We start from the raw sequence: 15,417 nt of genomic DNA, 5'->3' as shown, positions 1-15,417 counted from the left end.
AACGACGAAGGCGCGAGCGAATGCCCGGCATGCGGGCCTCACTCGCGCCTTCGCCTGATGAGTCGGCAACTCATCCGGCAAGGAGGGAACCGGCCGGAGCCGGGTTCCATGTCACCTCACGTTCGTGCCGGAGCGTGGTGCAAGCGATGTGCCAGCCACGCCGCTGCGTTCACGACCTTATCAGGATGCGTGCTGCTTCACGGATGGCGTGGTACCGTCGAGGTCGAGGCCCACGCGATCGCCGGCGTCGGGCCGCTTGCCCGTGGCGAGGGCCGTGACGAACTGCAGCCAGCGCAGCGGGGCTGCCGGCGAGTCCCAGTAGTCGGCACGCTGTGCGTGCACGCGGACCAGCGCGATCTCCGGATCCTCGGGACCGGCCGGGAACCACACCTTCATTCCCGGATTCCAGAACTCGCGGATCCTGTCACGATCCTGCGTCACTTCCGCGTGACCGCGCACGACCACGTAGCGCTGGGCGTGCGTGTCGGCGAAGGTCGCGAGCACATCGGCGCGTGCCTGCAGTTGCCGCACGAGGGAGGAGGACTGCGCGGTGGCGAACCAGAGGTCGCCGTCGAACTCGGCCTCCTGGGCGTACATCGGTCGGCTGTGCAGCGTGCCGTCGGCGTCGTGCGTGGTGAGCATGGCCACGCGGATGTCCTTCACCAGGTCACGGAGCTTGGCGGCGGCGTCCTCGTCGCTGAGTGTGTCGTGTGACGTTGCAGTTTGTGACATGTCAGGTTCCCTCGATCGACATTGGGGCAGCAGGGAAGTGCTGCCGGAGTGCGGGTGGGGCGGAGCGCCACCGGTGCACGATCCGCGCCGAAGCAGCGGCGTGCGCTTGCGTAGGGATTTTCCCGGGACTTATTTGGTGCAGCGCGGGCAGAGTCCTTCTGTGCCGCACCAACTTGGCGGACGAGACATCGGGCTCGTCAGTTGAAGGCGCGAACCAGTCCCCACGGGACTCGTTCGCGCTTTTCGTTTCTCTGATGCCAGGCGCCGACCGACGCGGTTGGCGACCAGGAGGTCCGATGGCGATATCGAGGGTGAGCGGGCAGTTCGCGGATGAACTCGCGGAGCTGCACGACGGCAGCATCAGCCTGTTCGTGACACTGCCGGTGTTCCGGCAGTTGCTGCAGTCCACGCAGGGAGCGGCGGTGCTGGCGGAGTGCGAGGCGGTGCTGGGTGAACACCTGGCGCACCTGGACGGCATCGTCGGCACCGTGCTCACGGATACCAACCGGCGCGATGGCGACCTCACGGGGTCTTTGTTCCGGTCCCTCACGCGCGTGCGCCGGCTGCCGGCATCGCCGGTGCGCGACGAGGAGATCATCGGCGTGGTGCAGCAGGCGCAGCTCTTCCTGATGGGCTCCTGCAGCTTTGCGCTGCGCATCGCGCGGCAATCCGGATTGGACCGGTGCGTGTACATCCTCGAGCGGTCGCTGCTCCGATTGCGGTCGCTGGCGGTGCGGGACGCGCTGCCGTTCGCGACGACATCATCTCGCGAGCTCTCGGGCGCCGTCGCGTAGGAGCAGTGCCGCGCCGCCGCTCGTCATGAGGTCACCCACGGAGCGCCGTTGTCCATCGCCTCGGTCCTGCAGCAGTTCCGCCTCGCCATGTCGGAGCGCCCGCGCCTCATCGCGTGGTCGCGGGCCGCGGTGTCGGCGCATGCCTCGCGACTGGTGGCGCAGCTCCTCCTGGCCTTTGGCGTGCTGGCTCTCGTGGGGTGGGCGGCTGACCTGTGGTGGCTGGTGCAGCCGTTCCGCAGTCTCCCCCCGCTCAGGCTCGGCTCCGCCATCGGCCTGACGACGCTCGGCGTCGGCATCCTCACCGTCTCCGCCGCACGCCTGCGATTCGTCTCGCAGGTGTCGGCGTGGAGCACGATCGTGCTCGGCTCACTGCCGCTGCAGCACGCCACAGGGTTCGACGGGTTGTGGAACGTCCTCGCGCGGGTGACGCCGCCATCGGGTGTGGTCTGGCACGGCACCGTGCCGGGCCAGGTCGCGCTCTCGAGCGGCGCCTTCCTCGTGCTCGGCGGCATCGGGCTGCTCTCGATCCTCTCGCGGCAGCGCGGGCTCTGGCCGTCGATCGTGCTGGCCGGCGCCGGCGGCACCGTGATGCTGCTGGCCACGACGGTGATCGCGGGCCAGCTGCTCGGGTTCCTGGAAGGGGTGAAGTACGGGCCGCTGCTCGGCTCGTCGCTGCAGTCCACGGTCTGCGCGATCGTGTTCGCGACACACTTCAACGCGATGGCGTGGAGCAAGAAGACCGGTTTCGCGCCGCCGCCGGCCTGGCTGCCGCTGTCGGTGGGGGCGGGGTCGCTGGTGACGGTGCTGTTCGTCTGGCGCGCGCTGCTGCACAGCGAGGGGCTGCAGCTGCAGGAGCGGAGCCGCGTGGCGGCGAAGGCCAACCGGGTGGCGATCGGCCGCGAGCTGCGCGTCACGCAGCGCACGTTGCAGCGCATGGCGCGGTACAGCAGCAGCCCGGACACGATGTGGTTGGCATTCGTGACGCAGATGGTGCAGGATGTCTCCGGGCTCCAGTCCGTGCTCTGGCTCGACAGCACCGGTGCGCGCCGCGGCATGGACCGCGTCACGCCCGCGGCGCGCGGCGACAGCGTCACCCGCGCGCTGGCCACGCACGCCGCCGCCATCCGGCAGCTGGGCGGTGTCACGCGCTTCATCCCGTTCGCGGCGGACTCCAGCCAGGCGCTGATGGTGGTGCCGCGCTGCCAGGCCGGCACCTGCACCGACCTGTTCGTGGGCCTGATCGACGCGCGGCGCCTGCTCGGGGCCATCGCGAGCGACACGCTGCAGGGATTCGAGGTCGCGATCGGCACGCGTCATCGATGGCTCAGTGCCTCGTCGCCGCTGCCGGCGGGGGGGGCTCGCGCGATCATGGAGGAGCCGATCATCCGCGGCGGCCCGGACTGGCGGATCGGCGTCTGGCCGTCGCTGAGCACGGCACTGGTCACGCCCTCCACGCTCAGCGACGTGCTCCTCCTGCTCGGCATCGCCGTGTCGGTGCTGCTGGCCCTGGCGCTGCGGCTGGCGCAGAACGTGTCGTACTCGGCGCGCCTGGACGAGCGGGCCACGCTCGACCGGGCGCTGCAGTCCACCACCGACGGGCTCTGGGAGTGGGACCTGCACACCGGCATCGTCACCCGCTCGGAGCAGCTCTGGCGCCGGCTGGGGTACGCGTCCGGCAACGGGCACTCACACATGCAGGACTGGCTCCTGCTGGTGCATCCGCAGGACCGCGCGCGGGTGGAGGACCGCCTGCGCGACCACGTCGCGGGCCGCTCCGATGCCTTCGACGCGGAGTACCGCGTGCGGAGTGCGTCGGGTCGCTGGCATGACTTCATCGATCGCGGGCGGGTGGTGCTGCGCACCCCGGAGGGCCTGGCGATGCGCCTGCTGGGGATGTTCGCCGACATCACGGATCGCCGGCACGCCGAGGAGGCGCTGCGGCAGGCCGAGACGATGAGCACGATGGGGAGGCTCGCGGCGCGGATCGCGCACGAGATCAACAATCCGCTCGCGGGCATCCAGAGTGCCTTCCTGCTCATCAAGGACGCCATCCCGCCGACCCACCCCCACATCAAGTACGTTGGGGCGATCGAGCGTGAGGTGCAGCGCATCAGCCAGGTCACGCGGCAGCTCTACGAGACCTACAGGCCCGAGACGGAATCGAGCTCGCACGCCCCGGTGCAGACCGTGGTGGGTGACGCCGTCGCGTTCCTGGAGCAGGTCAATCGCAACACCGGGGTGAGCGTGGATGTCGAGCTGGGCGGTGTGGCGGCGGTCGTGCGGCTCCCGAACTCCATCCTGAGGCAGTGTGTGTACAACCTCGTGCAGAACGCCATCGAAGCCTCGCCGCCCGGTGCCCGGGTGATGGTGCGGGGCTCGATCGAGGGCGACGAGTTCGTGCTCCGCGTGTCGGATCGGGGGCCGGGCGTGCCCCCGGAGCTTCGCGAGAGCATCTTTGAGCCCTTCATCTCGACCAAGCTGTCGCAGCTCTCGACCGGCGGCATGGGCCTCGGGCTGGCGCTGGTGCGCCGCGCCCTCGATGCGGCGGGTGGCAGCATCGAGCTCACGGATGCCGCGGGTGGCGGTGCCGAGTTCATCGCACGAATTCCCCTGGCTGGGAGCACGGTTCCCGGAGTGACGGCATGACGCGCGGGCGAATCCTGATCGCGGACGACGAAGACACGTTCCTCCAGTCGACGGCAGACCTGCTGCGGCGCGAGGGCTACGAGGTGCAGACGGCCGCCGACGGCCCGCGGGCACTGGAGCTGGTGGTGGATGAGCAGTTCGACCTGCTCATCACCGACCTGGAGATGCCGGGCAACAACGACCTCGCGCTGGTGCGGCGGGTGGCACAGGTACGGGGCGGGCTGCCCGTCATCATCCTCACCGGCTTCCCCAGCGTGCGTTCGGCGGTGGCGTGCATCGAGCTGCCGGTGGCCGCGTACCTCACCAAGCCGGTGCAGTTCTCCGAGCTCGAGGTGCGCGTGAACGCGGCGGTGGCCCGATTCCGCTCGTTCCGCGCCATGCAGGATGCGGAACTGCGCCTGAACGACATGCGGCTGCGCTACGACCAGCTCGCGACGCAGCGGGGCCCCGGGGCGCCGACGGCGGACACCTTCCTCTCGCTGGCGCTGCGCAACGTGATGGGGTCGCTGACCGACCTCGAGCAGCTTGGCCGCGCGCTGGCCGGTGCGCCGGTGGAGTCGCATGCCTGCCAGATCATGAACTGCGCGCGCGGCTCACAGCTCACGGCGGCGATACAGCACACGGTGGAGGTGCTGGAGGAGACGAAGCACGCATTCAAGTCGAAGCAGCTGGCGGACCTCCGCCAGCGACTGGAGCTGCTGCTGCAGTACAACTGATCCCTGGTCGCGGCCGGTGCCGCGACCAGGGGACAAGCACGGAACTTGCGAAGTCTCCGTGGTGTATGTGACATCGACTCCACCGGCAGCACAGGTGGAGTTTCCTTGGCGGACGGGGGGATCGACCTCGTCAGTCGAAGGCGTGGACCATGGCGCTCTCATGCGCCGTGCCACGCCTTTTTTGTTTTCCTGACACAGGAGATGCCATGAACTGGGATACCATCGAAGGCAGCTGGAAGACCGCGAAGGGCAAGGTGCGCGAGCAGTGGGGCAAGCTCACCGACGACGATCTCGACGTCGTCGCCGGAAAGCGCGACCAGCTCATCGGGAAGATCCAGGAACGTTACGGCAAGACGCGCGACGCGGCCGAGAAGGAAGTGGCCGAGTACGAGTCACGCCACGACACCCACGATTCCACCCGCTGACTCCCTGCGGGTGCGGAGTGCGCCCGCCTGAGTGACCGATTTCACGCCAGAGACTCACATGTTGCGCTGGGCATTCGCTTTCCTCGTGCTGGCACTCGTCGCCGGCCTGTTCGGCTTCGGCGGTCTGGCCGCGGCATCTGCCGGCATCGCCAAGACGCTGTTCATGGTGTTCGTCGTCTTCGCCGTCATCGCCCTGATCATCGGGCTCGTCTCGGGCAAGAAGGTCATGCCATAGCGGCATGTGACGCGTGACCGGTGCGCACGCGGAGCGCACGCCGACGCTGGCGTGCGGACGTCGGGTCTCCCGATGTCATCCGCGTGCGTGCCACACGGTGGCACAGGCGGGTAACGGATCCCGACGCTGGCGTCCGGCCCCCGGAGTCATCCGGCGGGCGTCCCGCCTGTGCCTGCCGGCGCGGTTGCCGACAGATGCTGCGCCACCAGCAGTTGCATGTTGCGCAGCGATTCCTCCGCGAACCGCCGCTGCAGGCGCCGGCCCACGAGCCGGAAGCCGAGCCGGTGCACGAGGTTCGCGATGTGCCCGGTCTGCGAGAAGGAGTGGATGCGGAACACGACCGCACCGCTGTCGATGACCTTCACGATCTCGAAGGTGATTTCACCGCGCTCCAGATGACCGGCCAGGGTCTGGTAGCTGTAGCCCCACACGTGTTCACTGCCATGCTGCCCTGCGCGCGTCATGTCGATCACGCGGCTCACCCGCACCGGCAGCTCGAAAGTCATCCAGAGATAGCGCGCGGTCAGCAGCATCGCGCGGTTGTCGAGCGGTGCGGCCGGGTCGAAGCTGCCGCGGATGAGTCGTCGCGGCGGGAACGCGTACTGCTCGAGGATGTGGCACGCCACCGCGAACGAGCCGTCGGCCCCGGGAGGGCCTGGCGCCTCCGCAGGCAGCGCGGCTTCCCGCGCATCCAGGTGCCAGCCCTGCGCCGTGACATAGCTCTCGCGCCTGGCGAGGTCCACCGTGGGCTCCATCAGCGCGATCTCGGCCAGGCGCGCGGCCAGCCGGGGATCGAGCGCCGGCGCCGCCGGTATCGCCTGCTCAGGCATCGACGGCCGGCGGCGCTGCGGGTGTCGCGAGTTCCTCGGTCGTGATGCGGACCTCCGGAGTGCCCGACACGCCGGCCAGCGTGGCCAGCCGCTGCAGGAACGTCACCCAGACCTCCGTCTGCACCTGCCGGCCGATCCCCAGCGTGGAGTACGCGGCATCCACCACGCCGTCGCGCGCGCGGGCCCATGACTCGATCACGGCGTGCAGCGCAGGTGCACCGGGCGTCTCGGCCTCCGCCTCCGCGTCGCGCGCGCTGAAGGTGATGTGGCCGGCTTCGGGGTGGCCGTCCAGCGTGACCAGCGTGAAGTGCTCCTCGCTCACCTCGGCCACGCGCACACGGCCGTTCCACGGCCCGAGCATGGTGATGTCGTACTCGTCGCCGGCGCGCAGCCGGTCGTCATCGCCACGCGTCTTCTCGAAGTCCGCGAAGCCCGACGGCGCGAGTTCCGCCAGGTGGCCGTGCATGAGTCGGCAGATCGACGCCACGGTGTGGCCCGTGCCCACGAGCCGCACTTCGTATCGCCGGTGCACCAGCGCCCCGCTGCCGCTGCCGGCATCCTGTGCATCGCCGTCGCGCGCTGCCGCCACCGGTGCCACGGCGTGCGCAGCCTCCGTCAGGGCGCGCGCGGTCCGGCGCTCCCGTCGCGGCGCGACACGGCGCCGCATCGCGATCGCCGTCACGGCGAGCGCTGCCACGGCGCCGAGCAGCACGAGCACCGGCACCACCGAATCTTCGCGCGCCTGCCGTCCGTAGTGCATGATGACGCTCTCCGCTGGATCCATCCGTGCATGCCTGCCAGTGTCGCTCGCTTCTGTGTCACTGCCTGCATGCAACGCCCGGGCCGTCGCCGACGATGGCGGCGCGCCCCTGTCCTCCGCGCGTGACTGCGCATCCTCCCCGACGACTGGAGTGAACCGATGAGCAAACTGCTGCGTGGCGTCGCGGCCGGCTACGGGGCGAAGAAGCTCGGTGGCGGCTGCTTCAGCACCGTCCTGATATTCCTCTTCCTGTGGTGGCTGCTGGGCAGCTTCGACATCTTCCGCTGATCGCACCGAACGGCAATGCCGCTCGGAGTGCCCTGAAACACGCGACGGCCGCGTCCCCGTCGGGACGCGGCCGTCGCGGTATCCGCCACCGGCGGTGTCAGAGCGTCTGCACGGGCTCGGCCTGCGTGGTGCGCAGGAAGCGACGCACGAGCCAGAACACCGCGATCACGGGCACCGCCACCAGCAGCAGCTTGAGGAAGAGTGCCGTGGCCAGTCCGAGCAGGATGAGCATCAGCACCGGGATGCCGAGCAGGCTGCCGGCGAGGATGGGGCGAAGCGCGAAGAGCCGGAGCAGGGCAGCGATCATGGCAGCACCGATGGTGAGGGTTGATGGAGCCTACGGGGACGGCCGTGCCTGGGTTTCGATGCCGTTCAGGCCGGTGTTCGCTCCAGCCCCCGCACGACCCCCTCGGTCACGAACGTCTCCGCCTCCAGCCCGCTGGCGGCGAAGGCACCCGCCATCGCACCGGCCACCGCCGGGGCGTGCACCCGGTGGCTCACCGCCAGCAGGGCGGACCCGCTGCCGCTGAGGGTGGCGCCGAACGCACCGGCGGCCCGCGCCGCGGCAACCACGTCGTCGTAGCCCGGCACCAGCTCGCGGCGGTATGGCACGTGGAGCACGTCGTCCAGCGCCCGCGCCAGCAGGTCGGCATCGGCATTGGCCAGGCCATGCACCAGCGCCGCGCTCCGCTGCACCGCCATCACCGCGTCACCGAATGGCACGGTCTTCGGCAGCACCGCACGCGCCGCCGCCGTGGTCACTTCCAGTGGCGGCACGGCGAAGATGAAGGCCAGCGTGGGATGCACACGCAGGGTCGAGAACGCATAGGTGCAGGGGGCGGTGGCGGTGGCGTCGTTGCGTGCGACACCGAGCATCGCACCGCCGAACGAGGCCGGTGCGGCGTTGTCGGGATGCCCCTCGATCTGTGACACCAGCAGGGCGACGCCGTCACGCCCGAGCCCGAGCCCGAGCGCGATGTCGGCGAGCGCCGCGCCGGCCACCAGCGCGGCCGCCGACGAGCCGAGCCCACGCGCCACCGGGATCGTCGAGGTGACGTCGAACGCCAGCCCGGACGGCACCTCCTGGCCCTTCCGGGCACAGGCAGCCGCGAACCCCTCGTAGACGAGATCGTCCTTCGCGTTGAGGCGCAGGCCAGCCAGCGTGCCGGCCCGCGACATGCGCACGCCCACCACCCCGTCACCGACCTTCACCGACGCCGTCAGCCAGCGGTCCACCGCCATGCCGACGCAGTCGAAGCCGCTGCCGAGGTTGGAGGTGCTGGCAGGCACGCTGACCGTGGCGCGCATGGTGATGTTGCCGCTCACGGCGCCTCCGCCGCGGGGGCGCGCAGCACGCGCGCGAGGGCCTCGATGCTGGCATCGATCTCGATGCTGCGGTTGGCGAACGGCGGCGGCGGTTCCATCTCGCGGTGGTATGACAGCATGACCTCGGGATCCTTGAGCATGTGCCCGGTCAGCAGCGCCACGACGCGCTGCCCGGCCCGGATGGTTCCATCACGCACGAGTGCACGCACACCGGCCACGCTGGCGGCGCTGGCCGGCTCGCAACCCACGCCGCTGGCGTCGATCACCGCCTTCGCCTCCAGCAGCTCGTCGTCCCGCACCGAGAGCACTACGCCGTCGGTCTCGCGGATCGCCCGCACGGCGCGATCGTAGCTGGCGGGATCACCGATGCGGATGGCGGTGGCGATCGTCTCGGCACGCACCGTGTGCCGGGTGGCGAAGCCGTCGCGGAAGCTGGCGGCGAACGGCGCGCTGCCGGCCGCCTGCACGCAGGCCAGGCGCGGCGCGCGATCGATGAGGCCCAGCCGCAGCGCCTCGCGCAGGGCGGCCCCGAACGCCGCGGTGTTGCCGAGGTTCCCCGCCGGCAGCACCAGCCAGTCGGGTGACACCCAGCGCAGCTGCTGCAGCAGGTCGAAGATGATCGTCTTCTGGCCCTCGAGCCGCCACGGATTGATCGAGTTCGCGAGGTAGACGCCGAGCTGCTCGGAGGCCTCGCGCGCCAGCCGGAGGCAGTCGTCGAAGTCGCCTCGCACCAGCAGCGTCTGCGCGCCGTAGGCGATGGTCTGCGAGAGCTTGCCGAGGGCCACCTTGCCGGCCGGCACCAGCACCAGCGCGCGCAATCCCGCCAGCGCCGCGTACGAGGCGAGCGCCGACGACGTGTTCCCCGTGCTGGCGCAGGCGACCGCCGTGGCGCCGATCCGTTTCGCCTGCGTGATCGCCACCGTCATGCCGCGATCCTTGAACGAGCCGGTGGGGTTGTGTCCCTCGTGCTTGAGCAGCAGTTCCTCCACCCCCGCCCACTGCGCCACGCGTGCCCGCGCCAGCAGCGGCGTGTTGCCCTCGGCCTGCGTCACGATGTCGGCATCCCGGACGCCGGGCATCACCAGCTCGCGGAAGCGCCACACGCCGCTGTCCGCCGGACCGGCTCCGCGAGGTCCGCGCGCCGGCAGCAGGCGCACGTCGAAGAACTCGCGCAGCGCGGTGGTGCAGGTGGGGGGCTGCGGATGCTCCAGGTGCAGCAGCCCGCCGCACTGGCCGCAGTCCACCCGCGGATCCAGTGCACTCGCGCGGGCCCCGCAGGCGTCGCAGACCTGCACGCTGGCGCTCATCGCTGCTCGGCCAGCGTGAGCACGTCGGTGAACACGCCGGCGGCGGTGACACCCGCGCCCGCGCCCGGCCCCGTGATGACGAGCGGGTTGGTGCGGTACCGCGTGGTGGTGAACGAGAAGAGGTTGTCGGTGCCGCCGAGCGCACCGAGCGGGCTGCTGGCATCCACCGCCACCACGCCCACCCGCACCTCCTTGCTGGTGACGATGATGCGGTAGCGCAGCACCTCGCCGCGCACCTGCGCGTCGCGCACCCGCGTGGCCCATGCCGCATCGAGTTCGGGCGCGCGGGCCAGGAACTCCGCCAGCGGCAGCTTGCGCATCGGCACCGGCACCAGCGACTCGACCTTGATCTGGGCCAGCTCCCCGCCGTAGCCGAGCAGCCGGCCCAGGATCAGCGCCTTCCGTGCCACGTCCATGCCCGACAGGTCGTCACGCGGGTCGGGCTCGGTGTAGCCCTTCGCCATCGCCGACTGCAGCGCCACCGAGAACCTCGTGCCCCGCGACATCTCGCTGAACAGGAAGCCGAGCGTGCCGGAGGGACACCCCTCGATCTGCAGGATGCGGTCCCCCGAGGCGGCGAGCTTGCTGATCGTGTCGATCACCGGCAGTCCGGCGCCGACGGTGGCCTCGTGCAGCATCCTGCGGCCGCGGGCGGCCGCCAGGCGGGCGAGGCCCTTGCCGTTGCGGCCGGAGGTCACCAGCGGACGCTTGTTGGCGAGCACGAGGTCCATGCCGGCGCCGATCGCCGTCTCGAGCGTGGCGCTCGTCTCCGAGGCCGTGACATCCACCAGGATCGGGCGTTCGAGCGCGTGGGTCGCGATGGCGCGCAGCGCGGCCTCGTCGGTGGAGCGCACGCCATCCGCCTGCACCGCCAGCGGCTTGCCGGCGGCCTTCGCCTCGGCGAGCTGCGTGAGCTTGCGCGGCGTGAGGCCGCGCGGGTCGAACACGTAGCCGCTGCGGTCGATCACCGCCACCACCCGCACCGGCGCCGTGAGACGGCCTCCCTCCGGGGTGCGGCGCTTCGCGAGCTGCAGTGCGAGCTCGCGGCCGATGAGGCCGAAGCCAAGCACGATCACGTCGGCGTGGAGCCGCGCGCCGGCATCGCCGCCGCCGATCTTGTCGAGGCGGAAGGCGGCGTGCACCGCACGCTGCGCGACGGCGGCCGCCCTGTCGTCGATCACGACCGACACGTTCATCTCGTTGGCGCCCTGCGCGATCGCCACCACGTTCACGCGGCTTTGCGCCAGCGCGTCGAAGAGCCGGGCCGACACACCCGGCGTGCCGGCCATGCCCAGCCCGACGATCGCGAGCGTCGCCACCTTGCGGCGCACGTCGATCGACTCGATGTCGCGACGCGCGAGCTCCGCCGCGAAGACCTCCGACCAGGCGCGGGTGACGGCGTTCGCCACGCTGCCGGGCACCGCGATGCAGAGGCTGTGTTCCGACGATGCCATCGAGATCAGCGAGACCGAGATGTCGAGCTGCTCGAGCGCACCGAGGGCGCGGGCCGCGACACCGGGAAGGCCGGCCATGCCGTTGCCGACGATCGTCACCAGCGCCTGGTCGGTGATCACCGCCAGCGCCTTCACCGGCAGTGCCGGCTTGCCGCGCTGCGTCTTCCCGACGGTGGCGTACGACGAGATCTCGGTGCCCGGCGCGGTCGGGTCGGCCAGTGGCCGCAGGTAGAGCCGGGTGGTGGCCGGGAGCCCGATCAGTGCGCGCGGATGCAGGATCTTGGCCCCGTGGTACGCCAGCTCGGCCGCCTCGCGCACGTGCAGCGACGGGATCAGTCGCGCATCCGGCACGATCCGCGGATCGGCGGTGAGCAGGCCGGGCACGTCCTTCCAGAGCATCACGGTGGGCGCGTGCAGCACGCGCGCCAGCAGTGTCGCGGTCACATCGGTGCCGCCGCGGCCGAGCGTCACCACGCCACCGCGGCGCCCGCGCCCGATGAAGCCGGGCACCACCGGGATCGCGCCACGCGCGAGCACCGGGAGCACGAGCTTCGCCGCCGCCGCCTTCGTCTTCGGGACGTCGGGGGAGGCGTTGCCGGCCACGCCATCGGTGTGCACCAGCTTCGCCGCATCGATCGCGACGGCGGTGCGCCCGCGCTCGCGCAGCTCGGCCGTCATGAGCGCCGTCGCCAGCACCTCGCCGCGCGACATGACGAAGTCCAGGTCCGGCGGCGTGAGCGCACCGCGCCGGCGCGCGGTGCAGGTGGCCACGAGGCCGTCGAAGACCGCCGTGATCGCCGCATCGAGCGTCGCGCGTGCAGCGCGGTCCGGGATGATGCCCTTCGCCACCGCGCGATGCCGCGCGGCGAGGCTGGCCAGCGTGCGCCGCGCGGAGGTCGGCGCGGCGGTGGCGGCAGCGGCCAGCGCGTCGGTCACACCGCGCATGGCGGAGACCACCACGACGGGACTGGCACCGCCGTGCAGCACGACGATCGTCGCGGCGTGGCGGAAGGCGGACAGATCGGCCAGTGCGGCACCGCCGAACTTGTGGATCGTGATCGGGGACTGCGTCATGAGCGAATCAGGTCGAAGACAGGGCAGGGCAGCAGGCAAGATGCCCTGTCCGGGGCCCAGCGTCGACCCGTCCCGTCACCGCACGGTCACATCCCCGACGGCGACGCCGGCTGGAGAGGGATTTCGCCTGACGCATCCTCGAGGGCATCGAGCACCTGCGGATCGAGCTTCGTGCCACGGTCGCGGGCCAGCAGCGCCAGTGCGGCGGGGATCGGCATGCCGGCGCGATAGGGCCGGTCGGCGGTGAGCGCCTCGAAGATGTCGGCCACCACCAGGATCCGCGCCTGGAGGTCCAGCCCCTCCGCCGGCACGCCCCACGGGTAGCCGCTGCCGTCGAGCTTTTCGTGATGAAGTGAGGCGATCTTCGCGAACCCCGAGAAGACGCGCACGCGGCGCAGGATCTCCCACGTGTGGATGGGGTGCGCCTGCACCAGCTCGCGCTCGGTGGCGTCCAGCGGTCCGTCCTTGTCGAGGATCGTGTTGGAGACCCCGAGCTTGCCCACGTCGTGCAGCAGGCCGGCGCGGGAGAGGCGCACGAGCTCCGTCTCGCTCCGGAAGAAGCGGGTCCCGATCGCCCGGGCCCAGCGCGCGACATTGGTGCTGTGCCGGTACGTGAATGGCGACTTGGCGTCCACGATGTCGGCGAAGGACTGCGCGACGAGGTCCAGGCCGCGGTCGTTCACCATCCGCTGCGGGTCGGAGGGCTCCATCGCCGTGACCTCGAGCTCTGGTGCCGTGTCGCGCAGCCAGGTCCACCAGGCGGTGTCGCCGCGCCAGCCGAGCACGAGGTCGGCGAGCTGGGGATCGAACCAGCTCTTCCGGCGGTCGCGCACCATGCGCATGGCGGCATCCACACCTTGTGCGCCGACGAAGATGTCGATCGTCTGGGCGAGATTGGCGATGCGCGAAAGCAGCGGGATCGCGCGCTCGCGCAGCCCCTCGGGATGGCCGTGCCCGTTCCAGTGCTCGTCGAGTGACCGGATGGCCCGGCAGGTGGCCTCGGGGAATCCCATCTGGCGCGCGATCGCGGCGCCGCGCTCGCAGCGGATGGCGATGAGTTCCCGCGTGACGCCGCCCCCGCGCGCGATCCCCATGAAGTGCGCGATGCGGCTGCGCAGGCCGCGCCCGCCACCGGCGTTGCGGAACGTCTCGACGGCCAGGCGAAGCGGATGGTTGGCGTCCACGATCTTCATCCGCGGCTTGACCGCGTGGTCGTCGCTGCCGAAGAGCGCCGTGATGCGCGCCGCGTTGCTGGAGCAGCCGGCGTCCTTGAGCAGCATGGCGTAGTACAGCGCCGTCCGGTCCGCGGTCGGCAGCCCGATGTCGTCGGCGACACGCATCGCGATCATGCAGCTGCGCAGGGTGTGGCCGGCGGGCGCGCCCTCGGTGAGGTCCAGCGCATGCGACAGCGCCGCCAGCAGCTCCGCGATCGGGATGGCCGAGTCGGGCGCCTGCGTGATCGCGGGCACCGACAGCGGCGTCGCCGGGCGGGCAGGGAGGACGAGTGGTCTGGCGGGCATCTGGGGCAGGGCGGTCCGGCGTGTGGTGCGGCGTGGTGCGACGCGACACGCGCCGCGCCCCGGCGAGGCGCGTCTACCCCGCCGTACCGCCCGAGGACGATCGAGCCCCGAGATTCCGCACACCGCGCCGGCCGTGCATTCTTCCCCCGGACGCGCCCTCGCCCTGGCGCCAGTCCCGTCGGCGGCCCCGCCGGTGCCGCCCGCCCCTCGCCCCGCCCTGATGTCACATGCCCTGATGGTCGGCCGGTTCCTGCCGGTGCACCGCGGCCACCTGGCGCTGTTCGAGGCCGCGCGCGCGCGCTGCGAACGCACCACGATCGTGCTCGAACGCCGCTGGGACGACCCGATCCCGTGGGATGTGCGCTGGCGCTGGCTGGTGGAGAGCTGCCCCTGGGCGCGCGTGGTGGTGCCGGAATCGGCGCTCCCGCCGCGGCCGGGCGAGGACCGGGGCAACACGGCGGAGTGGATCGCGGCGCTCGACATCCTCGCCCCCGAGGTCACGCACGTCTTCGCCGGCGACCCGGATCACCACGGCATCGCCGCCGGCCTCGGTGCCGAGTTCGTGCATGTGGACCGTCGCCGGCACGAGGTGCACGGAGCGGACATCCGGCAGGACCCCTGGCGGCACTGGGACCTGCTGGCGCCGGCCGCCCGCCCCTGGTTCGTGCGGACGGTCGCGCTGGTGGGCGGCGAATCGGTGGGCAAGTCCACGCTCTCGGAGCAGATCGCGCACGTCTACGACACGGCCTGGGTGGACGAGTACGGGCGCACCTTCACGACCGGTGTGCCGCACCACCAGTGGACCGAACTGGACGCGATCCTCGTCACCGACGGCCAGCAGGTGCTGATCCGCGACGCGCAGCGCCGCGCCCGCGGGCTCTGCGTGAGCGACACGGAGGCGATCGTCACCGCCATCTGGACCGAGTGGCTGCGGCAGCCGGTGCCAGCCCACGTCTGGGAAGTGGCCGCACGCCAGCCGATCGACCTGTACCTCCTCTGCGACCCCGACATCGCCTGGGTGGCCGACGGCGTGCGCGTGATGTCGAGCGACCGTGACTGGTTCCACGATCGCCTGATGTTCCACCTCGAGCGGCTCGGCAAGCCGTGGGTGCGCGTGGGCGGCGCCGGGCCGGCACGGCTCACCGCCGCCACCGATGCCATCACCGCCGCCTGCACGCAGTGGTGGCACGACCTGCGCCAGTACCGCCGGGAGAAGCCGGGCAGCGGGGTGGGGCTCTAGTGGCGTGTGATCGACGTTCCGGACGCACTCGCCGGTCGGGGCATCCCGGCTGACGGCGTTGAAGATCCCC

14 protein-coding genes are annotated in these 15,417 nt (G+C 71.3%); 6 read left to right on the top strand and 8 right to left on the bottom strand.

Annotated elements, in window-relative coordinates:
* Window positions 1-180 precede the first annotated feature (180 nt).
* On the bottom strand, window positions 181-732 hold the full coding sequence (locus IT355_02475) for a pyridoxamine 5'-phosphate oxidase family protein (GenBank protein MCC7052104.1): 552 nt from the start codon (window positions 730-732) through the stop codon (window positions 181-183).
* A 296-nt stretch (window positions 733-1,028) separates the two neighbouring features.
* Here IT355_02475 and IT355_02470 point away from each other — a divergent pair, with 296 nt between their 5' ends.
* From IT355_02470 to IT355_02450, 5 genes are all read left to right on the top strand, one after another.
* On the top strand, window positions 1,029-1,526 hold the full coding sequence (locus tag IT355_02470; protein ID MCC7052103.1) for a hypothetical protein: 498 nt from the start codon (window positions 1,029-1,031) through the stop codon (window positions 1,524-1,526).
* Window positions 1,527-1,574: 48 nt separating this feature from the next.
* Window positions 1,575-4,172: a PAS domain-containing protein gene (locus IT355_02465; GenBank protein ID MCC7052102.1), complete on the top strand. Its 2,598-nt coding sequence runs from the start codon at window positions 1,575-1,577 to the stop codon at window positions 4,170-4,172.
* Entirely contained in the window at window positions 4,169-4,888 is a 720-nt protein-coding gene (locus tag IT355_02460; GenBank protein MCC7052101.1) for a response regulator, read from the top strand. Before IT355_02465 ends, IT355_02460 begins: the two co-directional genes overlap by 4 nt.
* 206 nt (window positions 4,889-5,094) lie before the next feature.
* Entirely contained in the window at window positions 5,095-5,313 is a 219-nt protein-coding gene (locus tag IT355_02455; GenBank protein ID MCC7052100.1) for a CsbD family protein, read from the top strand.
* 58 nt (window positions 5,314-5,371) lie between these two features.
* Entirely contained in the window at window positions 5,372-5,548 is a 177-nt protein-coding gene (locus tag IT355_02450) for a DUF1328 domain-containing protein (GenBank protein ID MCC7052099.1), read from the top strand.
* Between the two features lie 146 nt (window positions 5,549-5,694).
* Here IT355_02450 and IT355_02445 read toward each other — a convergent pair whose 3' ends face one another.
* From IT355_02445 to IT355_02415, 7 genes are all read right to left on the bottom strand, one after another.
* Window positions 5,695-6,378 carry a DUF1990 family protein gene (locus IT355_02445; GenBank protein MCC7052098.1) on the bottom strand — a complete coding sequence of 228 codons (684 nt, stop codon included), beginning with the start codon at window positions 6,376-6,378 and terminating at the stop codon, window positions 5,695-5,697.
* Window positions 6,371-7,138, bottom strand: coding sequence for a hypothetical protein (locus tag IT355_02440; GenBank protein MCC7052097.1), 768 nt, complete (start codon window positions 7,136-7,138; stop codon window positions 6,371-6,373). Before IT355_02440 ends, IT355_02445 begins: the two co-directional genes overlap by 8 nt.
* Window positions 7,139-7,523: 385 nt before the next feature.
* Window positions 7,524-7,733 (bottom strand): hypothetical protein, encoded by a 210-nt coding sequence (locus tag IT355_02435; GenBank protein ID MCC7052096.1) that lies wholly within the window; start codon window positions 7,731-7,733, stop codon window positions 7,524-7,526.
* Window positions 7,734-7,798: 65 nt separating this feature from the next.
* Complete coding sequence (gene thrB / locus IT355_02430; GenBank protein MCC7052095.1) at window positions 7,799-8,752, bottom strand: homoserine kinase; 954 nt, start codon at window positions 8,750-8,752, stop codon at window positions 7,799-7,801.
* Window positions 8,749-10,059: a threonine synthase gene (thrC, locus tag IT355_02425; GenBank protein ID MCC7052094.1), complete on the bottom strand. Its 1,311-nt coding sequence runs from the start codon at window positions 10,057-10,059 to the stop codon at window positions 8,749-8,751. The genes thrB and thrC overlap by 4 nt, the downstream gene beginning before the upstream one ends.
* Window positions 10,056-12,587, bottom strand: coding sequence for an aspartate kinase (locus tag IT355_02420; GenBank protein ID MCC7052093.1), 2,532 nt, complete (start codon window positions 12,585-12,587; stop codon window positions 10,056-10,058). Before IT355_02420 ends, thrC begins: the two co-directional genes overlap by 4 nt.
* Before the next feature lie 86 nt (window positions 12,588-12,673).
* On the bottom strand, window positions 12,674-14,107 hold the full coding sequence (locus tag IT355_02415; protein ID MCC7052092.1) for an HD-GYP domain-containing protein: 1,434 nt from the start codon (window positions 14,105-14,107) through the stop codon (window positions 12,674-12,676).
* 220 nt (window positions 14,108-14,327) lie between these two features.
* Between IT355_02415 and IT355_02410 the strand changes: the two genes are divergently transcribed.
* Window positions 14,328-15,347 carry an AAA family ATPase gene (locus tag IT355_02410; protein ID MCC7052091.1) on the top strand — a complete coding sequence of 340 codons (1,020 nt, stop codon included), beginning with the start codon at window positions 14,328-14,330 and terminating at the stop codon, window positions 15,345-15,347.
* The last annotated feature ends 70 nt before the right edge of the window (window positions 15,348-15,417 follow it).

The organism is Gemmatimonadaceae bacterium (assembly GCA_020851035.1).
Classification (GTDB): domain Bacteria; phylum Gemmatimonadota; class Gemmatimonadetes; order Gemmatimonadales; family Gemmatimonadaceae; genus JACMLX01.
The sequence above is the reverse complement of the archived record's forward strand: the minus strand, read 5'-3'. Positions and strand labels throughout refer to the sequence as shown.